General features: G+C 56.3%; 26 protein-coding genes. 13 read left to right on the forward strand and 13 right to left on the reverse strand.

Translation table 11 applies throughout. The annotated features are described in order from the left end of the window. Window positions 1-30: 30 nt before the first annotated feature. Together aroC and KUF54_RS09220 are read right to left on the reverse strand one after the other, a co-directional pair. On the reverse strand, window positions 31-1,128 hold the full coding sequence (aroC, locus tag KUF54_RS09215) for a chorismate synthase (RefSeq protein ID WP_219342481.1): 1,098 nt from the start codon (window positions 1,126-1,128) through the stop codon (window positions 31-33). Window positions 1,129-1,310: 182 nt separating this feature from the next. Next, entirely contained in the window at window positions 1,311-1,763 is a 453-nt protein-coding gene (locus KUF54_RS09220; protein ID WP_219342482.1) for a CBS domain-containing protein, read from the reverse strand. Between the two features lie 211 nt (window positions 1,764-1,974). On the opposite strand from KUF54_RS09220, the gene KUF54_RS09225 reads away from it, so the two are divergent. From KUF54_RS09225 to KUF54_RS09245, 5 genes are all read left to right on the forward strand, one after another. Next, window positions 1,975-3,273 carry an O-acetylhomoserine aminocarboxypropyltransferase gene (locus KUF54_RS09225; RefSeq protein ID WP_219342483.1) on the forward strand — a complete coding sequence of 433 codons (1,299 nt, stop codon included), beginning with the start codon at window positions 1,975-1,977 and terminating at the stop codon, window positions 3,271-3,273. Between the two features lie 68 nt (window positions 3,274-3,341). Next, window positions 3,342-4,154, forward strand: a complete 813-nt coding sequence (locus KUF54_RS09230) for an alpha/beta fold hydrolase (protein ID WP_219342484.1) — start codon at window positions 3,342-3,344, stop codon at window positions 4,152-4,154. 49 nt (window positions 4,155-4,203) lie between these two features. Beyond that, window positions 4,204-4,830 (forward strand): hypothetical protein, encoded by a 627-nt coding sequence (locus KUF54_RS09235; RefSeq protein ID WP_219342485.1) that lies wholly within the window; start codon window positions 4,204-4,206, stop codon window positions 4,828-4,830. Window positions 4,831-4,879: 49 nt separating this feature from the next. Next, window positions 4,880-5,737, forward strand: a complete 858-nt coding sequence (locus tag KUF54_RS09240; RefSeq protein WP_219342486.1) for a PoNe immunity protein domain-containing protein — start codon at window positions 4,880-4,882, stop codon at window positions 5,735-5,737. Window positions 5,738-5,833: 96 nt separating this feature from the next. Further along, a complete protein-coding gene (locus tag KUF54_RS09245; RefSeq protein WP_219342487.1) occupies window positions 5,834-6,202 on the forward strand; it encodes a DUF962 domain-containing protein in 369 nt (122 codons plus the stop codon). A gap of 53 nt (window positions 6,203-6,255) precedes the next feature. Here KUF54_RS09245 and KUF54_RS09250 read toward each other — a convergent pair whose 3' ends face one another. Both KUF54_RS09250 and KUF54_RS09255 read right to left on the reverse strand, forming a co-directional pair. Next, window positions 6,256-8,127 (reverse strand): long-chain fatty acid--CoA ligase, encoded by a 1,872-nt coding sequence (locus KUF54_RS09250; RefSeq protein WP_219342488.1) that lies wholly within the window; start codon window positions 8,125-8,127, stop codon window positions 6,256-6,258. 216 nt (window positions 8,128-8,343) lie between these two features. Continuing rightward, on the reverse strand, window positions 8,344-9,636 hold the full coding sequence (locus tag KUF54_RS09255; RefSeq protein WP_370627606.1) for a YhjD/YihY/BrkB family envelope integrity protein: 1,293 nt from the start codon (window positions 9,634-9,636) through the stop codon (window positions 8,344-8,346). A 614-nt stretch (window positions 9,637-10,250) separates the two neighbouring features. Between KUF54_RS09255 and KUF54_RS09260 the strand changes: the two genes are divergently transcribed. Beyond that, window positions 10,251-10,721, forward strand: coding sequence for a DUF2069 domain-containing protein (locus KUF54_RS09260; RefSeq protein WP_219342490.1), 471 nt, complete (start codon window positions 10,251-10,253; stop codon window positions 10,719-10,721). Here the strand turns inward: KUF54_RS09260 and KUF54_RS09265 are convergent. Next, complete coding sequence (locus tag KUF54_RS09265; RefSeq protein WP_219342491.1) at window positions 10,718-11,653, reverse strand: LysR family transcriptional regulator; 936 nt, start codon at window positions 11,651-11,653, stop codon at window positions 10,718-10,720. The genes KUF54_RS09260 and KUF54_RS09265 overlap by 4 nt on opposite strands. Before the next feature lie 97 nt (window positions 11,654-11,750). Between KUF54_RS09265 and KUF54_RS09270 the strand changes: the two genes are divergently transcribed. After that, the gene (locus tag KUF54_RS09270; RefSeq protein WP_219342492.1) at window positions 11,751-13,181 is read left to right on the forward strand and encodes an FAD-binding oxidoreductase; all 1,431 of its coding nucleotides are present in this window, start codon (window positions 11,751-11,753) and stop codon (window positions 13,179-13,181) included. Window positions 13,182-13,197: 16 nt separating this feature from the next. Then, the gene (locus KUF54_RS09275; protein WP_219342493.1) at window positions 13,198-13,824 is read left to right on the forward strand and encodes an ankyrin repeat domain-containing protein; all 627 of its coding nucleotides are present in this window, start codon (window positions 13,198-13,200) and stop codon (window positions 13,822-13,824) included. Between the two features lie 78 nt (window positions 13,825-13,902). Here KUF54_RS09275 and KUF54_RS09280 read toward each other — a convergent pair whose 3' ends face one another. Continuing rightward, on the reverse strand, window positions 13,903-14,514 hold the full coding sequence (locus KUF54_RS09280) for a hypothetical protein (RefSeq protein WP_219342494.1): 612 nt from the start codon (window positions 14,512-14,514) through the stop codon (window positions 13,903-13,905). 238 nt (window positions 14,515-14,752) lie between these two features. Between KUF54_RS09280 and KUF54_RS09285 the strand changes: the two genes are divergently transcribed. The 3 genes from KUF54_RS09285 (at window position 14,753) to KUF54_RS09295 (ending at window position 17,390) form a co-directional block, all read left to right on the forward strand. After that, a complete protein-coding gene (locus tag KUF54_RS09285) occupies window positions 14,753-15,568 on the forward strand; it encodes a thymidylate synthase (protein WP_219346343.1) in 816 nt (271 codons plus the stop codon). Window positions 15,569-15,687: 119 nt separating this feature from the next. Further along, window positions 15,688-16,191, forward strand: coding sequence for a dihydrofolate reductase (locus KUF54_RS09290; protein ID WP_219342495.1), 504 nt, complete (start codon window positions 15,688-15,690; stop codon window positions 16,189-16,191). A gap of 116 nt (window positions 16,192-16,307) precedes the next feature. Further along, entirely contained in the window at window positions 16,308-17,390 is a 1,083-nt protein-coding gene (locus KUF54_RS09295; RefSeq protein ID WP_219342496.1) for a metallophosphoesterase, read from the forward strand. Between the two features lie 26 nt (window positions 17,391-17,416). On the opposite strand, the gene KUF54_RS09300 is transcribed toward KUF54_RS09295, so the two are convergent. From KUF54_RS09300 to KUF54_RS09315, 4 genes are all read right to left on the reverse strand, one after another. Next, window positions 17,417-17,860 (reverse strand): lipocalin family protein, encoded by a 444-nt coding sequence (locus KUF54_RS09300; protein WP_304518286.1) that lies wholly within the window; start codon window positions 17,858-17,860, stop codon window positions 17,417-17,419. A gap of 138 nt (window positions 17,861-17,998) precedes the next feature. Continuing rightward, window positions 17,999-18,268 carry a hypothetical protein gene (locus KUF54_RS09305; protein WP_219342498.1) on the reverse strand — a complete coding sequence of 90 codons (270 nt, stop codon included), beginning with the start codon at window positions 18,266-18,268 and terminating at the stop codon, window positions 17,999-18,001. A gap of 481 nt (window positions 18,269-18,749) precedes the next feature. Then, entirely contained in the window at window positions 18,750-19,112 is a 363-nt protein-coding gene (locus KUF54_RS09310; protein ID WP_219342499.1) for a hypothetical protein, read from the reverse strand. A 298-nt stretch (window positions 19,113-19,410) separates the two neighbouring features. Next, window positions 19,411-19,617: a hypothetical protein gene (locus KUF54_RS09315; protein WP_219342500.1), complete on the reverse strand. Its 207-nt coding sequence runs from the start codon at window positions 19,615-19,617 to the stop codon at window positions 19,411-19,413. A gap of 223 nt (window positions 19,618-19,840) precedes the next feature. Here KUF54_RS09315 and KUF54_RS09320 point away from each other — a divergent pair, with 223 nt between their 5' ends. After that, on the forward strand, window positions 19,841-20,014 hold the full coding sequence (locus KUF54_RS09320) for a hypothetical protein (RefSeq protein ID WP_219342501.1): 174 nt from the start codon (window positions 19,841-19,843) through the stop codon (window positions 20,012-20,014). 791 nt (window positions 20,015-20,805) lie between these two features. Further along, a complete protein-coding gene (xth, locus tag KUF54_RS09325; protein WP_219342502.1) occupies window positions 20,806-21,582 on the forward strand; it encodes an exodeoxyribonuclease III in 777 nt (258 codons plus the stop codon). A 56-nt stretch (window positions 21,583-21,638) separates the two neighbouring features. Here xth and ntrC read toward each other — a convergent pair whose 3' ends face one another. Genes ntrC through KUF54_RS09340 form a run of 3 tightly spaced genes read right to left on the reverse strand, consistent with a single transcriptional unit; the run spans window position 21,639 to window position 24,909 of the window. Beyond that, entirely contained in the window at window positions 21,639-23,192 is a 1,554-nt protein-coding gene (ntrC, locus tag KUF54_RS09330; protein ID WP_219342503.1) for a nitrogen regulation protein NR(I), read from the reverse strand. A gap of 46 nt (window positions 23,193-23,238) precedes the next feature. Next, entirely contained in the window at window positions 23,239-24,351 is a 1,113-nt protein-coding gene (gene glnL / locus KUF54_RS09335) for a nitrogen regulation protein NR(II) (protein ID WP_219342504.1), read from the reverse strand. Between the two features lie 36 nt (window positions 24,352-24,387). Next, complete coding sequence (locus KUF54_RS09340; protein WP_219342505.1) at window positions 24,388-24,909, reverse strand: hypothetical protein; 522 nt, start codon at window positions 24,907-24,909, stop codon at window positions 24,388-24,390. Window positions 24,910-25,086: the final 177 nt, after the last annotated feature.

The raw sequence follows: 25,086 nt of genomic DNA on the forward strand, positions 1-25,086 counted from the left end.
GTTGTACCTCACAAATTGGTGTTTTTAATGTCAGGCAGCGGAAGCGGGGATGGGCGCCAGGCCCGAATCCACATCGGCGTTCTGCGCACGGTGGCGCAAGGCGTGGTCCATCACAACCAGCGCCAGCAGTGCCTCGGCAATGGGTGCTGCACGAATGCCCACGCACGGGTCGTGGCGGCCCTTGGTGATGACTTCAGCGGTATTGCCGTGCACGTCAATTGATTCACGCGGCGTGATGATGGAACTGGTGGGCTTGATGCCAATGCGCACTTCCAAATCTTGGCCCGTGCTGATGCCTCCCACAATGCCGCCCGCGTTGTTGCTGCGAAAGCCTTGGGGGCTGAGCGAGTCGCCATGTGTGGTGCCGCGCTGGGCCACGCTGTCAAAGCCTGCGCCAATCTCTACAGCCTTGACCGCATTCAAGCCCATCATGGCGTAGGCAATGTCGGCATCCAGACGGTCATACAGAGGCTGACCCAGGCCCACAGGCATGTTGCTGGCGTTTACGCGCAGCGCAGCGCCGCAAGAGTCACCGCTTTTGCGCAGATCGTTCATATAGTCTTCGAACTGCGTCACATCAGCCACAGGCGCGAAGAAGGGATTGTGGGGCACATGCTCCCAGCTTTCAAAGCCAATGGGCAGCTCGCCGATCTGCGTCATGCAAGCGCGAAACTCGGTGCCGAACTTTTCTTTGAGCCATTTTTTGGCCACGGCTCCTGCAGCCACGGTGGGCGCTGTCATGCGGGCGGAAGAACGACCACCACCGCGTGGGTCACGAATACCGTACTTTTGAAAGTAAGCGTAGTCGGCGTGGCCAGGACGGAAGCTCTGCGCAATATTGGAGTAGTCCTTGCTGCGCTGGTCGGTATTGCGGATGAGCAGCGCAATCGGCGTGCCCGTGGTCTTGCCCTCGTACACGCCCGAGAGAATCTCGACCGCATCGGGCTCGTTGCGCTGGGTGACAAACTTGCTGGTGCCAGGGCGGCGGCGGTCCAGATCAAACTGGATATCTGCCTCGCTCAAGGCCATGCCCGGGGGGCAGCCGTCAATCACGCAGCCAATGGCTGGGCCGTGGGATTCACCAAAGTTGGTGACCGTGAAAATTGTGCCGAAGGTATTGCCGCTCATAGACCGTCGATTATGCCCGCGGGTATGCCGCCGCTTGCACTAAAAGCGTTGGCAGTCTGTTGCGCTAGCCATCGCCACTAAGAGCGACTCTAAGAGCGGCTCTTAGCCGCCCCACAAAAGCAAACCCCACACAAAGCAAAACCCCGCATCAAGCGGGGCTGGTATCTAAAAAGACCGAACGATCAATCCGCGCCTTGGCGCTCGCCTTCGGGCCAATCGCGGATATAGGCCTTGAGCATGCGGTTTTCAAAGTTCTGGCTGTCCACCACGGCCTTGGCCACGTCGTACAGCGAGATCACGCCCATCAGCATGCGCTTGTCCATCACGGGCATGTAGCGCGCGTGGCGGTCCAGCATCATGCGGCGCACCTCGTCCATGTCGGTTTCCATGGTGCAGGTCATGGGCGCATCGTCCATGGCGCCACGCACCGAAGCACGCTCAATGCCGCCAGCCTTCACAAAGCCCTGAATCACCTCGCGAAAGGTGAGCATGCCCACCACATCGCCATGCTCCATCACGACCAGCGAGCCGATGTCTTTATCCGACATCACCTGCACCGCAGCAGCCAAGCTCTCATCGGGCGACACCGTATAGAGGGTGTTGCCTTTGACGCGCAGGATGTCACTTACTTTCATTGCTGTTCTCCGAATGGCTCAGGCGCAAGGCTTGAGCGCACAAAATGCAAAAAATTCTCTGCAAATATAGCCCACATTGCACTCCAATCAAGGCAAGTAGGCTACGGGTCATCCATGAAATTCACCATCTTGGTGCGCGACAAGTGCAGCACTTTTGCACAGTCGCTTTATGCTGATCGCCAAGCAGCATCAAAAATATTGGAGACCCCACATGCCCGGCTATTCAGACCCCGGTTTTGACACCCTCAGCCTGCACGCAGGCGCCCAGCCCGACCCCGCCACCGGCGCACGCGCCACGCCGATTCATCTGACGACCTCTTTTGTTTTTGAATCTAGTGATCACGCAGCAAGCCTCTTTAACCTAGAGCGACCCGGCCATGTCTACAGCCGCATCAGCAATCCCACCAACGCGGTGCTGGAGCAGCGCGTTTCCGCCTTGGAAGGCGGCGTGGGCGCGATTGCGGTTGCCAGCGGTCAGGCCGCGCTGCACCTAAGCATTGCCACGCTAATGGGCGCAGGCAGCCACATTGTGGCCAGCACAGCGCTGTATGGCGGATCGCAAAACCTGCTGCACTACACACTGCGCCGCTTTGGCATTGAGACCACTTTCGTCAAGCCCGGCGACATCGACGGCTGGCGCGCTGCCGTGCGGCCCAACACCAAATTATTCTTTGGCGAAACCGTGGGCAACCCCGGCCTCGATGTACTGGACATCCCCACCATTTCTTCAATAGCCCACGACTCGGGCGTGCCCCTGCTGGTGGACTCCACCCTCACCTCGCCGTGGCTGATGCAGCCCTTTAAACATGGCGCAGACATCGTCTATCACTCGGCGACCAAATTCCTGTCGGGCCACGGCACGATCATTGGCGGTGTGGTGGTGGATGGCGGCAGTTTTGACTGGGAAAAATCGGGCAAATTCCCCGAACTGACCGAGCCCTACGACGGCTTTCACAACATGGTGTTCAGCGAAGAATCGACCGTGGGCGCCTTCTTGCTGCGCGCCCGCCGCGAAGGCCTGCGCGACTTTGGCGCCTGCCTGAGCCCGCACAGCGCTTGGCTAATTCTGCAAGGCATCGAAACCCTGCCACTGCGCATGGAGCGGCACATGAAGAACACCGAGCGCGTTGTGCAGTTCTTGGCCAGCCACCCGCTAGTGAGCCGCGTGGGCCACCCGATGCTGGAGTCGCATTCATCTTATGCACTGGCCCAAAAACTGCTGCCGCGCGGTGCAGGCTCGGTATTTAGCTTTGACATTGCGGGTAACCGCAATCAGGGCAAGACTTTTATCGAAGCGCTCAAGATTTTCAGCCACCTTGCCAATGTGGGCGACTGCCGCTCTTTGGTGATTCACCCGGCCAGCACCACGCATTTCCGTATGAGCGACGAGGCGCTGGCGCAAGCCGGTATCAGCCAAGGCACGATTCGTTTATCGATTGGTCTGGAAGATGCAGATGACCTCATTGATGACTTGAAGCGAGCACTGAAGGCTGCAGAGAAAGCGGCATAAAAATGGCGTACATGCCTTATTTTGAATAAAAACAGCCTCCAGTCCTTATTCCATATACAGGTATAGCTATGTTTTTTGAAGTTAACAAAGCCCAAATTTATGCCTACACCGGCGGCAAAGCGTTCGATGCTGCCAAGCCCACCGCCATCTTCATCCACGGTGTGCTGTGCGATCACAGCGTCTGGGCGCTGCAAAGCCGCTACATGGCCAACCACGGCTTCAATGTGCTGGCGCTGGATCTGCCCGGTCATTGCAAAAGTGCTGGCGCGGCGCCAAAAACGGTGGAAGATGCAGCCGCCTTCATCGCCCAACTGATGGATGCCGCGGGCTTAAAGCAAGCCGCCCTCATCGGCCACAGCTGGGGCAGCTTGATCGCGATGGAAGCGGCAGCCACTTTGAAAGTACGCATCAGCCATCTGGTGCTGGTCGGCACGGCCTTTCCCATGAAGGTCTCGCCCGCGCTGCTCGAATCTGCCTTGAATACCCCAGAAAAAGCGATTCAGAAGGTCAACACCTTCTCGCGCGCCACGCTGGCGCCCCCTAATGGCGCAGGCAGCTGGGTGTTTGGTGCCGGTATGGCATTGGGCCGCCGCGTGCTGGCTAGCAATGCAAACACCAACTTGCTGCACACCGGCTTTACCGCCTGCGATAGCTATGCGGGCGGCGATGCGGCCATGGCGAAAATTACCTGCCCCGTTTTGTTTGTGCTGGGCGAGCAAGACCAGATGACGCCGCCCAAAGCCGCCAAAGGCCTGATCGCCGCGGCGCAAGCGGCAGGCAAAATCGTCAAAGTACAAACCATCGCCAACGGCCACAACCAGATGACAGAATCGCCCGACGCTACGCTGTTTGCCATTCACGATTTCTTGAAGAATTCTTGATAACTTTTTGACAACATTTCGTACCCACTGATCACCTTAGGAAATGCACATGCTTGAGAACCTAGAAAAAAATGCGGTCTACAAAATACTGTCCCTCATCGGTTTGCTGATTGGCATTGTTTTCGGCGCCGTCAAGCTCAAGCAAGAGCTCATGCCCTCTGAAGCGCCAGCCGTTTCAGCCCCAGCAGCTCAAGCCGCACCCAGCAACAACGCTCCAGCCAGCACTGCCAGCGCACCTCCATTTGCCACACCACAAGCTGCAAGCAGTGCGCCTGCTGCGCAGCATGTGCAAAACCAGATTTATATTGATCTAGACAACTTCCAGCTGGGCAAGCAGTACGCTGGAAAATCGGTAGAAATGCCCATTATTTTTGATGGCTTCACACCTTGGCTGGCAGGACCTACCAGCCCTGCAACCGCTGTACTAGCTAAGCGATATCTGTTCCTCTCGCATTTCGACATCAACCAGCCCAAGCCACCGCAAGGCATGTTGTCTTCACAGACCGTGGTGGTTCCCTTGGACAAGGCACAGGCGCTGCGCGAGATCAAGCCGCCAGCCCGCATCTTGCTGACGGGTCAGGTCAAGCTGTTCGATGTAAAAAAAGAGCTGGGCATGACGAAAAAATCTGATCCCGACACACTGATCTTTGAAGTGGAATCCTTCAAAGTAATCTGACCCTTACATATCTCTCCCGTAATCCTCGCCTTGACCTCACATAATTTTGATGTTTGACAACCAGCTCACCCAAGCCCTACAGAGCTGGAAGCAAATCCCCCTGACCAGCCTCAACCCACGCCGCGCTCTCAATCTGGCGGATAAAAAAGCCGACTGGAAGGCGGCGCTGGCTACGCTGCAGCGGTTTACCAATAGCCCCGGCTACCAGACCCCGTTTGCGCTGCAAGCCCATGCTGCACTGGAGAACTACTGGGGCTGGCAGGCTGCCGGGCAAGAGGCCTGCCATTTGCTGATCTACGGCCTTGATCTGGGCCTCCCCGGCAATGTGCTGCGCCCCATTTATCTGGAGACTGTGGCGCTGTGGAAAGACACCGCCGCTGTGGCCCACCACGCGCGCGCCAGCATGAGTCAAACCACGGGCGAGGACTACGGCGTGCCCGCCCCCATCAACGCCCGCAGCGCCGAATACAAATACGCCGTCATCCTGATGGCGTTGGCTGTGCTGCTAGATGCACCTGAAGAAATCCCTGCCATCGTCGAGCAAGTGCTGGCCTTTGATACAGACCGCCTGCTCGACTATCTAAGCGCCGCCGCAATTGAGGTTCAAGAGGTCAACGAGACCCTGTTCCACCCCCGCCCCTATGGCGCGCTGCTGCCGTTTTTCGAGCTGCTCGGCGAGCCATCACCCGAGCCATTGGTGGCCTATGTGCAAACCCAATACGCTGATTTTTTGCGCTTGTCACCCTCGCAGCAAAAGAAAGGCAAGCTTTGGCTGGGCACGTTTTTCTGGGCGCTGGAGGTGGGGGCCTTGTCGGTGCTCTACGGCTGGGATGATGTTGCGCTACGCGACCTGCCCCACTACCCAGCCGATCTAGTTGACTTTGCCAACGCCCGTAGCGGCTTTTAACGTTTAACGATCAAACGGAGCAGCCGCGCAATTACCCGCTAACCCTTTCGCACGCTCGGCGGTATAAGAAAAAATCTCATCAAACTGAGGCTTGCCATGTCTCAAAACACGAGCACCGAAAGAGAGGGCGACACGGCTACTGCCGCAGCCGCCACTTTTGACCCGCGCCAGTTCAAAAGCTTTGCTGAGTTCTACCCTTTTTATCTGGGTGAGCACCGCGACACCACCTGCAGGCGACTGCACTTCATAGGCAGCAGTTTGTCGCTGGGCTTTTTACTGGTGCTGTTTCTGACTGGGGACTGGTGGTATTTACTGGCAGGCCTGATCTGCGGCTATGCCTTTGCCTGGGTGGGGCATTTCGGTTTTGAGAAAAACCGCCCCGCCAGCTTTAAACGCCCGCTCTACAGCTTCATGGGCGACTGGATGATGTGGCGCGATATTTTGCTCGGGCGCATCAAGATGTAGCCCCATCAAAAAACGGACCCTTAAGGTCCGTTTTTTGATGGGCAAGAGCTGACTTAGCCCATGCGGCGATTGCCGTAAATGCTCTCAACTTCTTGAGCGTAGCGCGCCAAAATAGGCTGGCGCTTGACCTTCATCGTAGGGGTCAGCAATTGGTTTTCCACACTCCAAGGCTCCAGCGTTAGCAGCAGCGCACGCGGCTGGGCGTAGCTTGGGAAATCTGCGCACAAGGCCTGCAAGCGCTTGAGCATGGTTTGCACCACAGCGGGTTGGCGCAACGTTTCAGGCTCGCTTGCATCCCAGCCATTGTCTTTGGCAAACAAGGGCCAGTTTTCCTCACTCAACACCGCAATCGCGCTCACATAGGGGCGGTGATCGCCCAGCACCATGATTTGCTCGATTAAGGGATCGGCCAGCATCGATTGCTCCAAATCGGTGGGCGAGATTTTCTCGCCAGTCGAGGTGACGATGAGTTCCTTTAAGCGACCCTTGATGCGAATGCGGCCCTTGACCAACTCAGCCTGATCGCCGGTGCGCAACCAGCCGTCTTGCGTAAAAGCGGCGGCCGTTTCCTCAGGGCGCTTCCAGTAGCCCTTCATCACCGTCGCACCGCGCACCTGTAGCTCATGCTGCTCACCGATGCGAATTTCAACGCTGGGCAGGGGCGCGCCTACTGTCGCGGGGTCGTTGCTATCGAGCGTAACAACGGAGATCACGGGCGTTGTCTCCGTCATGCCGTAACCCTGCAGCAGCGGCACATCCAGCGCCAAAAAGGCGCGGGCCGTGCTTTGCGGAATAGCAGCGCCGCCTGTAATGGCCATGCGCACACAGCCACCAAACATCTGGGCAATCTGCTGACCAAGCTGCGCGTGGGCTGCAGGGGCGGGAGTGCCAATCAAATCTGCATCGTGCTTGTGCAGATCGGTAATATCTTGACGCGCACAGAAGTTAGCCCAGCCCCACTCCACCGCCGCTTCAAAAGCCTGACGCTCAGCCTCGGGGCCCGCCAGAATTTTCTCGAGCATCTTGGCGTGCACGCGCTCATAAATACGGGGCACACAAACGAGGATGGTGGGCTTTTCCGTCTGCATGTCTTGCATCAGCAAAGCAGCTGAGCGCGCATAAGCAGTGCAAGCGCCACTGGCAATAGACAAGTAGTAGCCCACGGTGCGCTCAAAGGTGTGGGAGAGCGGCAAAAACGACAAAAATCGATCGTCCTGACGCGGCTGCACGCGCTGGGCAAAGTCCGACACATTGGCCATCACATTGGCGTGGGTCAGCATCACGCCCTTGGGCTTGCCGGTCGTGCCCGAGGTGTAGACGATGGCCGCCACATCACCGGGCTCTGGCAAAGCCGGGGCAGGCTGCGCGACCATCGCGGCGCCCTCTTGCAGCCAGTCTGCCAGCGACAGCAGACGCGGCTGATCTACAACAAGAGGCTGACCTTCAATGCTCGACGTTGGCGGCACTCCATCTGCCACCACCACGGTATGCAAGCTGGGCATGGCGTAGTCTGTGGCGCGCAGGCGCTGCCACTGGCTCAGACTGCTCAGCACCAGCAAGCTGATTTCGGCGTTATCAAAAATATAGGCAATGCTGGCCGGGTTGTCTGTGGTGTGCACAGGCACTGCGATCGCGCCCATTTGCAGGGCGCCTTGATCGGCGCACATCGCGTTGATGCTGTTGGGCAGCCAAATGCCGATGCGCTCGCCATGCTGGATCCCGCTTTGCTGCAAAGCAGCGCGAAACTGCATGACAGCAGCACCGGCCTGCGCCCAGCTCAGCTGAGTCCAAGGCTGGTCTTTGGCAGCGAACTCACGATAAGCAGGTAAATCTGGCGTGGCTGCAACGCGCGCTTGCAGCATGTGGGCCAGACTTCGCTGCTGCCAGGCTTGAGTGACCGGTTGGCCCAAAACAGATTGGCTCATAAATATCAAAAAATAATATGCAACAAAACGCAGCGTAGAGCCAAGCTCTGACTGAATTTGTAGGCTGGAATGAAATTCGCCCGAAGGCTGGACCGGCATAAGGTCTCAGCCCATCGGGCGAATGAGTAGTTAAGCGATTGTGCAACGCCTCCCAAAAGAAGCCCGCACTCACTATCAAATAACTAACTAATCACGCAGGCTATTCATAGAGTTTGATTATTTTTTATCACCGCTATTAATATCTTTTATGGGCGCTGCAATCAGCTGCGCCATCGTCATGGCGTTAAGCCCTGCGCGCTGCCACAGCGGCTGCACTGCTTCGGATGGCTGCAGCAGCAGCAACTCGACCAGCGGCTCGATCAATGTGGCTTGTGGCTCCACCAGCAATACATAACGGGGCTCTGTGCTCTCTAGCGATACATAGGCATCTGGTGGCTGCACGGCACCTACCCAATCGAGCTGGGCCAAGGCCTGCAGCACGGGCTGAATTTGCGATTCCTCTATGCGCAAGCGCCTAGAGAGCTGGCGCACAAACAAGCCTTTGTGGGGCAACTCGCGCTCTTTGGCAAGGCATTGCAACACCTCAACCGCCAGCTCAAACTGCCAGCCTTTGTGACCGGTCATCCGCTCCACTCCGCTGAGCACCGTGGGCAGGTAGGCAGTGACCAAGGCGCCGGTCAACACAATGCTCCAAGCGACATACATCCAAATGAGCAAAATGGGCAAGGTGGCAAATGCGCCGTAAATCACCGAGTAGGTGGGCACGGATGACAGGTAAATGCCCAGCAGCTTTTTGGCCACCTCCATGAACACCGCCACAAACACGCCGCCCACCCAAGCATCGCGCCAGCGCACAGGTGTGTTGGGCACGTAGTGATAGAGCCCGGCCATGCCTGCAGCCAGCACTACAAACTCAATGGAGTCGAACACAAAGCGCAGGCTACCAGGTAGCGCATCGACCAAGCCTTTAGAGGCCGACATGACATACGAAGACAGCACCAAACTCAGGCCCAGCAGCAGCGGACCCAGCGTGATGGCAGCCCAGTAAATCAGCACCCGCTGACCCAGCGGGCGCAACTGCCGCACGCGCCAGATATTGTTGAGCGTGCGATCAATCGTGAGGATCAGCATCACCGCCGTGACGATCAAAATCGAAAAGCCAACCAAGCCAAGCTGGCTAGCCTTGGACGCAAACTGCGTGAGATAGCCCTGCACCTGCCGCGCAATGGTCTCGGGGATCAGGCTATCCATCAGCCAGCGCTCGAGTACGTTTTGCGCTTTGCCAAAGATGGGAAAAGCCGTAAACAAAGCCAGCGCCACCGTAAAAAATGGCACCAGCGCCAGCAGCGATGTGAAGGTGAGACTGCTGGCTGTTACGCCCAAGCGGTCTTCCTTAAAACGGGCGCGCAAAACCTGCGCCGTGTTGTGCCACGGAAAGGTGCGCAGGCGTTGCTGCACACGGCGGCTTTTGCGGTGAAATTCGTCTTTGACCTCTTGCTTGCTGGGCATGTGAGGTTTGGGAATGCGTCCAGCCACATCTTTGCAAGCCGCAAACAGCTGCTTGGCCTTACCCAATTTATAGACTGGCGCAGTTGCCACTCCTGAAACAGAAGCAGCTCCTCCTTGATTGACCTTGACTTCAGGCCTTTCAGAGCTGTTTGGCATTGAATGAGGGGCGTAACGCGTCCAGCGTTGCGCAGCTTGGCCAAACGATGCCATCGGCGGCGCAGGTGGAGTCAATGGCGCAGCGGAATTTAATGGCGCAGGCTTGGCGGATTCGAGCTGTACCGCATCAAGCTGTGGCTCTTGAAAACGTGGTACTTGAAAGCGTGGTTCTTGAACGCTGGGCTCATTCAGACTGGGCTCTTGGCGCCAAGGCGGCTCAGCAGTAGGTGCCCACGAAGATTGATGCGGCGCGTTCCCTTGAGCGGGTGCAGCGTCTGCAGCCTTGCCTTCTAGCGCCGACCAAAAACCAGTCCGGTCATTCTTCTTCATGAACGCACTCCTTTCGCGCCAAAAAAGGGGAAAAAGAAGTCACGGGCCTGCGAAAAATCAAACGCAAGCGCCAAAAGAAAAAATCTGAATTCAAAGGAAGCGGCCATGGTCGATATGATGCCATTGCTATGACCGACGCCCCCTCCTCCCACGCCTCTTCAAACACTTGCTCACCAATCAATCAGCCCGCCGCCGATGTGGCTGCCACGCGCTGGCTGGCTGTGGGCAGCTTGCTTGCGCTCATGGCGCTGTGTGTGGCGTGGGAGCTGTGGTTAGCCCCTATCCGCCCGGGCGGCACATTGCTGTTTCTTAAAGCCGCGCCGCTGGCTTTTGCGGTGATTGGTTTGCTCAAGCGCCGCATGTACACCTATCGCTGGATGAGCCTGCTGGTGTGGATGTACTTCACCGAAGGCGTGGTGCGCGCTTGGAGCGACCCGGCCCCCAGCCGCTGGCTTGCACTGATTGAGGTGGCGCTGTGCGTGCTGCTGTTTATTGCCTGCGCGGCCCATGTGCGCCTGCGCCAGAAAGCGGCTAAAGCTGCGATAGCTGCACACGCTGCCAACTCCACGAATGCAGCAACCACAAACGCTGCTGCTTAATCCGGCGCAATGCCGTCGTAACGCGCAAGTGTCTTGAGCTGTGCAGCCAGCGCATCAAACAGCAGTTGTGCTGCAGGTGACAAAGCCCGGCGCGGGCGCTGAATCAGCAGCGTGCGGCGCACAATATGCGGCTCATCGATTAGACGAAAACCCAAATGCCCTAAGGCTGGATGCCGCGCCGTCAGCGCCGGAACAATCGTCACGCCCAGCCCCAAGCTCACCGCTTCAAAGAGCAGTTGCGGGTTAGACAAGCGCAGCGCCGGTTGCAGCACGTTTTGCGGCATACCGGGTGCTGCAGCCAGCAACTGGCTAATGGCGGTATCGGTGGTCAGCCCCACAAAAGGCAGGTGAGCCAGATCAGCCGCCACCAGCCGCTTGGCATGCAGCAAAGGCTCATCAGCCCGGGCCACCAAACCCATCGCATCACTTACCAGCGGCTGCGTCAGCAAATCACCGCCCGCCGGATGGGCCGCGCCCACTCCAAAATCCACCAGCCCGGCTTGCACGCGCTGGGCAATGCCTTCCGCACTGTCTTCAATCAGGTCAATCTCAATGCCTGGGTGCTGCGCCCGCAAAGCCGGCAACACCGGCAGCAGTAGCACAGCCAGCACCGATGGCGCCGCCGCAATGCGCACCTTGCCCCGGCGCAGGGCCACCAAGTCGCCCAGGTTTTGAAAGCCTTGCTCCAGCGTGTCAAACGCCTGGCGTACATCCACCAAAAAGGCCTGCCCTGCGCTGGTTAAGCCCACGGTGCGCGTGGTGCGGTCAAACAAGCGCATACCTAGCGCCTCTTCAAGCTGGCGAATGGACTCAGACAAGGCCGACTGCGTTAAACACAACTCCCGCGCCGCCGGGGCAAACGCCCCTTGCCGCGCCACCTCATCAAAGGCGCGCAGCTGGCGCAGACTTACATTATTCGGAAAAACTGACATAACCAAGTAATTTATTTCGATTGTTGCCAAGTCTGCCATGCCCTAGGCTTACAGGCTTAGGATTCGTCTTGTTTCCCTGATTTCTCTTACGCCTGCCATGACTACCACTGCCTTGCTTGATTCCCTGCGCCAAACCATCGGCGCCGCCCATGTGCTGACCGAGGGCGATCTGTCCGCCTACGAGCAAGACTGGCGCAAGCGCGTGCACGGCAAGTCGCTAGCCGTGGTGCGCCCCGGCAACACCGCTGAAGTGGCGGCGGTGGTCAAGGCCTGCGCTGCCGCAGGCGTGCAAATCGTGCCGCAAGGCGGCAACACCGGCCTGTCAGTGGGCTCCACGCCAGATAACAGCGGCCAGCAGGTGGTGCTGAACCTCACGCGCCTGAACCAAATTCGCTCCATCGACAAAGACAACCTGACCTTCACCGTTGAAGCGGGCTGCATTTTGCAAAACCTGCAAGAACTGGCCGATAAGCAAGGACTGCTCTTTCCCTTGTCGCTAGCTGCTGAAGGCAGTTGCACCATTGGTGGCAATTTAGGCTCCAACGCAGGCGGCACGCAGGTAGTGCGCTATGGAAATACGCGTGATTTGTGTTTGGGTCTGGAAGTCGTCACACCGCAGGGTGAGGTCTGGGACGGCCTCAAGGGCCTGCGCAAAGACAACACCGGCTATGACCTGCGCGACCTGTTTATCGGCAGCGAAGGCACGCTGGGCATCATCACCGCCGCCACTATGAAGCTGTTCCCCCAGCCAGCCGCCCAGCTCACCGCTTTCGCCGCCGTGCCCAGCATGGAAGCCGCAGTTCGCCTGCTGGGGCTGGCGCATCAACACTTGGGAGCAGGCCTGACGGGTTTTGAAGTCATGGGCCAGTTTGCGCTGAGCCTGGTCGTGAAGCACATGCCGCAACTGCGCGTTCCGTTTACCGACATGGGCGACGAAGCGCCTTATTGCGTGCTGCTGGAAAACAGCGACAGCGAGTCCGAGCAACATGCCCGCCTGCGCTTTGAGCACCTGCTTGAACTCGCTTTTGAAGATGGCTGCGTAGTCAACGCCGTCGTGGCCGAGAGCCTGGCCCAAGCCCACGACCTGTGGCATATCCGCGAGAGCATTCCGCTGGCGCAGGCCGAAGAAGGCCTGAACATCAAGCACGACATCTCGATTGCCGCATCGCGCATTCCGGCCTTTGTGGCCCATGCCGATGAAGTGCTCAAGCGCGAAATTGCTGGCGTGCGTCTGGTTAACTTCGGCCATCTGGGCGACGGCAATCTGCACTACAACGTGCAAGTGCCCGAAGGTTTGGACGGCAAGCAGTTTCTGCGCGAGAAAGAAGCGCTGGTGAACCACTTGGTTTATGAAGCAGTCGATGCCTTTGGCGGCTCCTTCTCCGCCGAGCATGGCGTGGGCGCACTCAAGACCGATAAGCTGGAAAAATACCAGTCCCCCGTGGCCCTGCAAATGATGCGCGCTATCAAAAATGCACTGGATCCGCAAGGCATCATGAACCCCGGCGTGGTGCTGGCGCGCAGCTGATTGGAATAGCCGCCCAATGAAAAGCCCTGCAGATACAGGTCTGTCGGGCTTTTTCACGAAAGCACGCCTCCATACGATGTTCAGCCACCAACTCCAAGCCATTGCCGCAGTTGTCCTGATGCTTTCCACCACTCCTACTCTCGCGCAGGTATTGCCCCAAGCCGAAACTTTCTCCGCTGCGGTGATGAATGGTGAAGTTGAAAAAGTACGCCAGCTTCTCAAACAGGAGCCCCGTTTGGCGGCATCGCGCACCGCTGACGGCTGGCCGACTTTCTTGCAACAAGCCGTGATTTTTTCACCCGAAATTTTGGCGCTGCTGCTGGCCAACGGAGCCGCCCCCAATACACGCAATGCCGCTGGTGAGACATTGCTGCACCTGATTGCAGACCCCACAGCGATTCGCCTTTTACTCGCTGCAGGAGCGGACATCGAAGCGCGTGACAACAAAGGCTGGACGCCGCTGATGAATCACGCCCAAGATGAAACCACCGGCCCCGACGCGATTTACACCCTTTTGGCTGAGGGTGCCAACCCCAATACCAAGGGTCACAAGGGCGAAACCGCAGCCGCACTGCTACCCGAAGGAAGCCGGTTTGAGCAGATAAAAAAGGCCATGCAACAGACAGCGCGGGAGCGCCGTTAGTAAGCAAGTGATCTGCAGGTCATCAGCAGTTGATAACCGCCGAATGCCTGCATTCTGCTGAACTTGGCGTTTGCTCGCTCAGCCCTCAGGCAACTGATTGGCAATCAAGGCCTGCATATCCTTGGGCCATTGAATGTCTGCGCCATCCACATCGGTAAACACGATCTGTTTGCCGTCCGTCAGCAGCCAGATGCGCAAGCCGTTGCGAGCCGGGTCAATCACCACGCCTGCCGCCTCTTCGCCGCCCATGCGCTGGCGGTTGCCAAACACGGTCAGCATATTGTCCTGCGTCTCCAGCGGGCCCACGGTCTCCAGATTGCGGAGCAGGGTTTCATAGTGCTTGCCCGTCAGCGCCTTCAGGCGCTCAGCCAGCACGCCGGTTTTCAGATAATCCACGCCATCCCAGCGATATTTGCCTTCCATGCTTTTCAGACTGGCCAGAGCTTCTTCGCCATCCTTGGCCACATGCAACACGCGCACTTGCTCAATCGCGGGATTGGGCACGAGCTGGACGGTCGCCTCAGGAGCTTGCTCAGGCGTAGCAGTGGCTGCGGCTCGTACAGGGGTTGGTGCAGGTACAGACGCACCAACCGGGGCTGATGCTGCGGGGGCCTTGCTCTGGTCACAGCCCGCCAGCAAGGCCGCGCAGGCCAGTGCACTGGCAGCAGCAGTCATCAAAATTCTCGACATCCAAGCACTCCTTATGTAATCACCCCATTGTGCAGATGCAGCAACGCACCAGCCCACTTAACGCCGCAGCACATAGGCTCTTTGAGCTAACCTTCACAGCCAATCGAGCTACACGTGGCAAACTCAAACCATTGCACCCGCCAAGAGCTTTGATGTGGGTGCCAGCCCTCATTCAAGAGTCAGCCCGCGTCCTGTACGCTGAGCTGTCCCGTCCATCAATAGCACCATGAACGCCACTATCCCCCTGCGCCCAGTGCGCAACCAGTACGAATCCTTTATGCGCCATGTCTTTGAGCATGGCGTCTCCAAGGGCGACCGCACAGGCACGGGCACGCGCAGCGTGTTCGGCCATCAAATGCGCTTCGATTTGAGCGAAGGTTTCCCTCTCGTCACCTCTAAAAAGGTGCACCTGAAGTCCATCATCAACGAGCTGCTGTGGTTTCTGCGTGGTGATAGCAACGTTAAGTGGTTGCAAGAGCGCGGCTGCACCATCTGGGACGAATGGGCTGACAAGGAAACCGGCGACCTCGGCCCCGTGTACGGCGTGCAGTGGCGCAGCTGGCCCAAGGCCGATGGCACCCATATCGACCAAATTGCAGAAGTCGTCAAAACCCTCAAGAGCAACCCAGACAGCCGCCGCATCATCGTCAGCGCCTGGAACGTGGCCGATCTGGACCAGATGGCGCTGATGCCCTGCCACGCTTTTTTCCAGTTCTACGTGGCCGATGGCAAGCTCAGTTGCCAGTTGTACCAGCGCAGCGCCGATATTTTCCTCGGCGTGCCGTTCAACATTGCTAGCTATGCGCTGCTGACCCACATGCTGGCCCAGCAATGCGATCTGGAAGTAGGCGACTTCATCTGGACCGGTGGCGATTGCCACATCTACAACAACCACTTTGAGCAGGTTCAGACCCAGCTGCAGCGCCAGCCCTTTGCCTACCCGACGCTGAATATCAAGCGCAAGCCTGACTCCATCTTCGACTACGAGTTTGAAGACTTTGAAGTGCTGGACTATCAGCACCATACGGCAATCAAGGCCCCTGTGGCAGTCTAAGCTGCACTCTGTTCACTATAAAAATCAAAGCTGCTTGTCTTTTATTTCAATAGGTTTCAAGAGTATTTATCTCTGACATCTATGAATCGTATGGACTAGCAGCTACTTTATTGATAGCTATGGCCATCCAACTCATTTACGCCCGCGCAGCTAACGGTGTCATCGGCAAAGACGGCACCATGCCTTGGCATCTGCCCGAAGATCTGGCCCACTTCAAAGCGCTGACCCACGGCTGCGCCGTCATCATGGGTCGCAAGACTTGGGACTCGCTGCCCCCGCGCTTTCGCCCCCTGCCCGGGCGCACCAATATCGTCGTCACCCGCCAAAGCGACTGGCAACCCGAACCCGCATCTGACAAAGTTGTGCGTGTGGCCAGCCTTGAAGCAGCGCTGGAGCTGGGCCAAACCCTGTCGCAAGACGTTTGGGTCATGGGCGGCGCGCAAATCTATGCCCAAGCCCTGCCCCTAGCCGCTGCCGTAGAAGTGACCGAAATTGGCCGCGATTACGAAGGCGATGCTTACGCACCCGAACTAGGTTGTGACTGGAAAGAAGCGAGCCGCAGCGAGCACACCACCGTCAACGGCCTGCCTTACAGCTTTGTACGTTTCGAGCGCCAAGAATAGGAGAATCAGCATTACAACAATTGCTCGTTTAGCAGCCTCTTGCCGTATGACAATGGCAAGCTCATCATCAGCAACCCCTCGCTTGCACGCCACCGCACAAGCCTAAAGCCCTCACCATGAGCCTAGTCCAGCCCCTTGCCCTTGGCGCCCTCGACATTGTTGGCGATATCCACGGCGAATACTCCGCGCTGGTGCAGTTGATGACTCATCTGGGCTATGACCTGCAAGGCAACCACCCAAACGGCAGGCGGCTGGTTTTTGTGGGCGACTTTTGCGATCGTGGGCCGGATAGCCCTTCGGTGCTGGCGCTGGTTGCGGCCATGCTGGCAGCGGGCAAGGCCCATGCCGTGCTAGGCAACCACGAGATTAATTTGCTGCGTGAAGACGCCAAAGATGGCTCCGGCTGGTTTTTCGACAGCCGCGTGGAGTCGGACCAGCCTAAATACGCTCCTTTTGCACGCATGTCTGCGGCGGATGCACCCGCCATACTTCAGCAATTGAGCCAATTACCGATAGCGCTGGAGCGAGAAGACCTGCGCATCGTGCACGCGGCATGGCGGCCCGAGCAAATTGCCATGATTCGCGAGCTGCCCACCGGCAGTGCTCGCGCCTCTTACGATCATTTTGAAAAGCTAGCGAATGCGCAGGCGCTCACACACTGCATAGCGCAGCGCATGCGGCAAGAAGCGCTGAGCTGGCCCCACAGCCTAGAAGACCACCGCTACGAGCCGCCTTTTTTGCCCGCACATAGCGAAAGCGAGCTGGGCAAGGCCATGGTCAACCCCCTCAAGGTGCTGACAGCAGGCGTAGAACGCGAATGCCGCAACCCGTTTTACGCAGGCGGCAAATGGCGCTTTGTAGAGCGTGTAGGCTGGTGGAATGAATACAACGAAGCGCCAGCTGTCATCGTGGGGCACTACTGGCGCCGTATGCACCCTGCCGATGCACCGGCACACGGCTCGCAGTTCGAAAACCTTTTCGGCGGTACCAGCCCTGTGTCATGGCATGGTGCCCGCAACAACGTCTTTTGTGTGGATTACTCCGTCGGCGCACGCTGGCTGGATCGCCTGCGCGGCAATGACCCAGCCCAGCGCAGCAAACTGGCCGCCATGCGCTGGCCTGAGCGGGTCCTGGTCTTTGATGACGGCTTGCAAGCCACATCGGAGAACTTTGAGGCTCCGGTGGGCTTGCGGGACTAAGAACGTCTAAGCCGACTTAGAGGCTCTTATTGAGCCACTACGATCACACGGCTCAAATCAACGCCAAAGCCCTGAGCCTTTTCAAGCAACTGCTTGAACTTCGCCTCAGGAATCGTCTTGCTGCGCGAGAGCAGCCAGAAATAGTCAAGGCTATCGCCAATCACCAGCGAGGTCTGGTAGTCATCATCCAGACTCACCACGTTGTAGCCTGCGTAAAACGGGCCAAAGAATGAAACCTTAAGGGCCGCCACATCCGTCGCGCCCAAGAAGCGTGCCTTGCCATCGGCTTGGCGCCACTCTTTTTTCTCTGCGTTATAGCCCCGGTTAGCCACCACTACTGAACCATCTTCATTGAGGCTGTAGTTGGCCGACACCTGAGTCAGGCCCTTTTCAAAACGGTGGTCAATGCGGGCCAGTTCATACCAAGTACCCATATAGCGTTTGGCATCAAAAGCAGTCACCGGCTTGATGCCACTAGGCACCGAAACCGCGCAACCAGACACCAATGCAGCAACGCCCACCGTCGCTGCAGTCAAAGCCGTCATACGAATCAGGGAGCTTCTTGATAAACGCATAGTTGTCCTTTCAGGTTATGAAACCTCATTCCCTCATCGCGCAACAGGTGCGGTGAGAAGAATGGGCTTTATGTTCAAGGACTTGGTCCTCAAATTTTGACGTAACGCCAGGTTAGCGACGGCCGTGACCGTGTCCACCCGGACGATGCCCACCGTGAGGCCGTTGGCCACCATGGTTGGGGCGATGAGCCCCGCCGTGCGCGCCATGATGCGGGCGGTGAACGGGCGGTCTATGCATATGAGGCCTGTATGCAGGTCTGTGGCCAGACGAATAAAACACACCGCCGTGGGGCTGATAAACATGTCTTTCGTGATAGCCGTAACCATGCCCGGTGGCATAACAGCCAGACAAAAGCAAAACGAGTGCAGACACTCCAAGTAGTTTCTTCATTCGTTGAGTCTATAAGTATCAAAAACTTACGTAGATTCAAAATGTAATGTGCCCACGATGTTACCCAAATACTGAATTGACCAGCCGTTATTGAGGTCGCTAGAGTTAGCGCTGGGACGACACGCCTCAGAGATATACGCGCCGGTGAACCTCCCAAAACCCGTAGCCCCTAAAAGAAGGGCTATGCGGCCATGGCCAGCCGCTAAACAGCCAAGCTATTGCAAAGGAGAGCACATGCGAGATGAATAGGCCGGTTGACCCGACTCTGCAACTGCCACGGGCAGCGTTAGTGCCACAGGATCAGGGCAGAAAGCAAAGTGCCGTGACTCAGTGCACTGCAATTTGCGCTTCAATCGCAGCAGCTCATGTGCAAAGGTTGGTGATCAAAATGCATCAAATTTGCAGATGAGTCGTTGGGCTCAGATCAGGTGGCAGATTCATCAGAATTTCCATCGCACTTGCTCCCTCCAGCCGCTGAATCACAATCCCTCCATCCGCTTGGATGTAGGTGCATACAAGTGGCTCATCAACTCCATTGAGCTGAAAGTTGCCAGCAGGCGACGTATCTAAATCAGGCTCCGGCACCAATGGGGTCTGAGAAATAAGCTCTAAATAACCTTGAGGCATTCCCACCTCAGAACACACCTCTATCCACTTGCTTTTCACTAACTCGTGAGCCTCCTTCCAATCGGCGCAAGGCTTAGAACTTTTCAATTGTTTGATTAATGTGCTGATGCGTAGCTCGAAAGTCTCCATAGCTCCTCCTTATCGTTATATCTATAAAAAATTAGTGTTGTGCATTTTTATTTTTATATTTCAGAATTAGAGCATTCAGTGTGGCGTAAGAAACTAGAAACACGTCATTTCCAAGAGTGGCCATGGTAATCAAATGAAACCACCTTCGCCTATAGCTAGCTGTGGTGGCTTGATCTCATATGCTTACAATAAAACCAGTTTTTGTCCGTATTTGACTACATGGTTTTCGAGTCTTGGCGCCCACCCTAATAAACAGGCAGGTCATCTCGGCTTGTCATTTCAAATGATGGAGAAAATGCTATGTCTCAACAAAATAATCAGCAAAATACCAGCCAACAACAACAGAAAAATCCCAATCAGCAACAACCCGGTCAACAACAACCTGGACAAAAACAGTCTGAACAGCAGCAACAACAAAATCCAAATCGCCAGTAGCCAGATCAAGATCAGCCGCAAAAAAAGCAGCCGTAATTGATCTTTCATCCGCCTTACTTATTAAAGCCATAAATCAAGGAACTGTTATGAAATCTACCGAATCACATTCCACAAAAAATACTCAGCAGACGGTCGTAAATCCTCCACCCGGAGAAGGTAAGGCTTCCGAGCCAACCATAATTTCAGAGCAACATCGAAAACCTAGTCAAGGACCAACGACGATTAAGAACGATAAGACTTCTGCAACCCCTAAGAGTACAAAATAATAACGTCTTTTATTTAAGGTCAAATTCATGATTAATACCGGAGAAACCCCGCATTCATATCCTGAGGATGAAGAAATGGATCCTGTTGGTGAGCCTTATCCAAACCAAAAGCCTTTGAGTCCGGGTATTGACCAACCATTAGCACCTAGTCAAGACCCACTGAACCCCAAGGATCCAATTTCAGAACCTCTGGAAAAATGAATAAGAAGAATATCTGTGATTAAAGCCATCTTGGGATGGCTTTTTTATGTTCTTATTTCTTGTAGACGTTAGCTGGCACACAGTGATGCCCCAAGCAAATTTTTAGTAAGCCATCCAGCGTGAACACCCAACGAGAGAGTTGTTGCATCACAAAAGTACTCATACGAGGTAGGCTCGACACATGCGTCAGCCTGCCCCCAAAAACGTCATCGCAGCACACACTGGACGCAGCCAAAGTTCACAGATGCAGCAATCCAGTTTTGTTTGATGCTCAAATAATTGTTTGGTTTAACCCTTCGGTAAACGACTTGGGTTGTTCAATCAGTGCTCGAGCTATCTGACCTGAACTCCCTGCAGGCGCTCCACCGCACCGGGATGCTTGCCGGAGTTGATCACCAGCCAACCGAAGCAGGCCGCGCAAACATCACTCTCCTAGAACTACAAAAAGACCTAAGGGGCTTAACTTATGAACGCACTATGGCCGCCAACACTTTCCCACCGGCCACCGTGGCGGCATCTATCAACTGCATTTACAAGCTGCTTGACATGTCTTGCGCGGCGACGTGTCGCCTTGTGCAAGACAAAATTTAGTACTATTCAAAGTAGTAAGCGCGCCAGCGCAATCACGGTCGAAAGCCTCGAAAACCACATCAATGGCAAGCGCCTTCAAAATGGCGACTAGAACGCTTTATCCAAGGCCTTGAATTACTGGTAGCTAGGCTGGTAGCCAGAAAGAATTAAAGGCATAAAATTCAACCCAGACCGTTGATAAATATGAATAATTTCTACTCATGAAAATTGCCACCTGGAACGTGAATTCTCTGACAGTGCGTCTGCCGCAAGTGCTGGAATGGCTACAAGCCAACCCTGTCGATGCACTGGGTTTGCAAGAGCTCAAACTCACTGACGACAAATTCCCCCACATGGCTTTTGAAGAAGCGGGCTACAAAGCCATCAGCCACGGACAAAAAACCTATAACGGTGTGGCATGGATCACGCGCGACACAGGTCGTGATGTGGTGCGCAATATTCCCGGCTTTGACGATGAGCAAGCCCGCATCATTGCCACAACGGTTGACTCTGCGTCAGGTGAGATTCGCCTGATCAACGGTTACTTCGTCAACGGCCAAGAGCCGGGCTCTGAAAAATTCGCCTACAAAATGCGCTGGCTGCAAGCTCTGCACGACTGGGTCAAGGCGGAAATGGCTTTGCATCCGCGTCTGGTGCTGGTCGGTGACTTCAATGTCACCCCTGAAGATCGTGACTCGTATGACCCCGTCGGGCTCAAAGACACCATTCACCACACAGTAGAAGAACGCGGGCATTTTCAGGACTTGCTGAAACTGGGCCTGAGCGATTCATTTCGCATGTTTGAGCAGCCTGAGAAAAGCTTCTCGTGGTGGGATTACCGCATGCTGGGTTTTCAAAAAAACCGAGGCATGCGCATTGACCATATTTTGGTCAGCGATGCACTGAAAAGTAGTGTGGCGAGCTGCATCGTGGACCGCACCCCTCGCAAAAACAAACAACCCAGCGATCACACCCCTGTGGTGGTAACGCTGGGTTGAAGTACTAGTTAGAGAACGAGAGCCACATAAAACGGCTCTTAGAAAAATTAGCTCAATTAGTCAAAGTGCTCGTTCTCTAAGCCTAATTCCTGCAGCTTGCGGGTGATGGTATTGCGGCCAATGCCCAAACGACTGGCGGCTTCAACGCGCCGGCCGTGCGTCGCTGCCAGCGCTGTGCGCAGCAGTTGCGCTTCAAACTTGTGTGAGAGTTGATCCCACACATCGTGATGACCCTCTGCCAACAACTCTTGCGCCTGCTTGCCCAGCCCTTGTAGCCAAGATTCGGCAGTCGCAGGCAATTCGCTTGAGAGTTGAGCGGTCTCAGCACTCTCGCCAACACCCAAGCTAGTGCTCGCTGCCAAATTAGGCGCCAACTCCACCTTCTCAGCCAGCTGCGCAGCGCCTGAGAGTGCAGGCGACTCCAATGTCGAATTGGGTGCAAGCACTTCAGGCGGCAAATCCTTCAAGGCAATTTGCTGCGCAGGCGCCATCACGGTGAGCCAGTGACAGATGTTTTCCAGCTGGCGCACATTACCTGGGAAGGCAAAGGCCTGCAGCCGGGTCATGGCCACGCTGCTCATGCGCTTGGGTTCAACCCCCAGCTGACGTGCACTTTGCTGCAAAAAGTGCTGGGTCAGCATGGGCACGTCTTCCTTGCGCTCACGCAAAGCGGGCAAACGCAGGCGAATAACGTTCAGGCGGTGGAACAAATCCTCACGGAAGACCCCGTCTTTGACGCGCAACTCCAAGTCTTGATGAGTGGCCGCAATCACACGCACATGGGCTTTGACGGCTTGATGGCCGCCGACGCGGTAAAACTGCCCGTCTGAGAGCACACGCAGCAGGCGCGTTTGCAGCTCGAACGGCATATCGCCAATTTCATCCAGGAACAGTGTGCCGCCTTCGGCCTGCTCAAAGCGGCCACGGCGCTGAGTTTGAGCGCCAGTAAAGGCACCGCGCTCATGGCCAAACAGCTCAGACTCCAACAGATCTTTTGGAATGGCTGCAGTATTGATAGCAACAAATGGGCCACCAGAAACGGGGGAGTGCTTGTGCAGTGCTCTGGCCACCAGCTCTTTGCCGGAACCTGATTCACCCGTGATCATGACGGTGACTTGGCTCTGGCTCAAACGGCCAATAGCGCGAAATACGTCTTGCATGGCCGGCGCTTGGCCCAGCATCTCCGCCTGCACCGGCATTTGCACGTCAGCGACTTCTTCGCGCTGGCTTTCTTCAACCGCACGGCGAATCAGCTCCACCGCCTTGGGCACATCAAAAGGCTTGGGCAAATACTCAAAAGCTCCGCGCTGGAATGCTGAGACAGCGCTATCCAAATCGGAGTAAGCCGTCATGATGATGATGGGCAGACCGGGCTGCTGCCCCCTGACCTGCTCGAGCAGCTCAAGGCCCGAGCCACCGGGCATGCGGATATCGCTCACTAGTACTTGCGGGGCTTGGCGTTCAGGGTCACTGCCGTCCACATCGGCCAAGGCTTTCAGAACATCGCGCGCTTGGGTAAAACTGCGAATAGGCCAGCCTTCACGCCCCAATGCTTTCTCAAGCACAAAGCGGATGGAAGGGTCGTCGTCCACAATCCAGATCGGCTTCATTCGTGCAACACCCTTTACTTGTTCAGAATATTAGTCTTATCAGGCTTTATGGCAGTGGGATCAGAATTCGGAAATCCGTCTTCCCGGGCTGACTATCGCATTCGATCAAGCCATGATGGCGCTGAACAAAGGTCTGAGCGAGTGTCAAGCCAAGGCCTGAGCCGCCATCTCTGCCAGATACCAAGGGGTAGAAAATTCGCTCCTTAATGGCATCGGGCACGCCTGAACCGTTATCAATGACATGCAATTCCAGTGCCAGTCTGTGGCGCTCCCGCCCCAAAGTGGCCTGTCTTGCCACGCGCGTCTTGAGAATAATCTCCGCATCCCCATCAGCAATGCGCCCACCCAAGGCCTGTGCAGCGTTTTGCACAATGTTCAGCAGAGCCTGAATGAGCTGCGCGCGATCACCACGGAACTCAGGAATCGAGATGTCGTAGTCACGCCTGATTTTGAGGCCATGCGGATACTCGATCAGCACCAGTGAGCGAACACGCTCACAGACCTCGTGAATATTCACGTCAGCCACATCATGTGGATGACGGTGCGGCGCGAGCAATCGATCAACCAAGGCCTGTAATCGATCTGCCTCGTGAATGATGACGGTGGTGTACTCCAGCAGCTCTGGCATGACCAGATCCATTTGCAGCAATTGCGCTGCGCCGCGAATCCCACCCAGCGGGTTTTTAATCTCATGCGCAAGATTGCGAATCAGCTCCTTGTTCGCCTGAGCTTGCTCAAGGATGCGCTCTTCGCGGTCTTGACGGGTCTGCTGCTCAAGTGGCCACATCTCCACCATTACCTGGCCTACTTGCTCTGCAGGAGAGACGGCCGCGTGAATGGGCAAAGGCTCCAGCCCCAAACGCAGCAAGTTGGCCTCAAAGCGCAACGCTGAAAAATCGTTGGAGCGTGCCCCACTCAAGGCTTTGTCCAACAAGGCAGGCTCTGCAACGTAGCCCGCGAATTCGCAGGCCACCATCATGCGGCGCGATTGCCCCAGTGCGTTCTCTAGCGCCGCATTGGCAAAGCGCACCATACCTTGCTCATCGAGCACGGCAATCAAGGTGCAAAGCCCGTCTAACGATTGGTAATTTTTGCGGTCAATTTCATCCAACTCTAGGTTGGCGAGACCAGCGGGGGCTAAGTCAGCGGTTGAGCTCATTCAATCAATCAGATGTAACCAGCCCCTGGGGCTGAATTAATTGCCTCCGGGCAAGCGATCGAGTTCGCGCTTGATACCGGCAACATCACTCTCTTGGCGAGCAAGGTCGGCTTTAATCTTGGCAACCCGCTCTGGGTAGCCTTGTGGGTTGCGCAACTCCAGTGCCGTGCGCACAGGGTTGCCGTCGTTGTATTCGGCCTTCAGTTCGCTCAAACGAGCCTGAGCTTTGTTCATCTCGCTTTGCAAAATCGCACGAGCATCAGAATCACGCGCTTTTTGCGCTGCATTGTCGCTTCGAACCGGCGCTGGGCTGCTGGGTGCAGTGCCGCTTGCAGGCTTGGGTTTGGCCGGAGCAACTGCAGACCCAGCGCTGCTGCCACCTGAGGCACGCGTGCCATGAATGACGGTTACGCCACTGCTATCAACAGGTTTGCAGCCTTTGGCCTTGGCCTGCGCAACATTGTTGGTGTATTCATTGCCGCAGCGGTAAATCGTGTCTTGCGCAACAGCAGCGCCCGACACAGCAAACAACAACGACAACACATAAAGCTTCTTCATTCGTTCCCTCTCAGGCAGACAGCGACAGCAAGTCCGCGACACCTTGAGTATCGCTGCAAGCTTGCAGTTTTAATCACTACTTGATTGCTGCCGTCCTGTTTGGTTCCTTATGCGTCACGGTATCTGCATTTCCGCCCAATAAAAAAGGCGGCTTGCGCCGCCTTTTTTCCTGCTCGC

It is taken from the genome of Comamonas sp. Y33R10-2 (assembly GCF_019355935.1).
Classification (GTDB): Bacteria; Pseudomonadota; Gammaproteobacteria; order Burkholderiales; family Burkholderiaceae_C; genus Comamonas.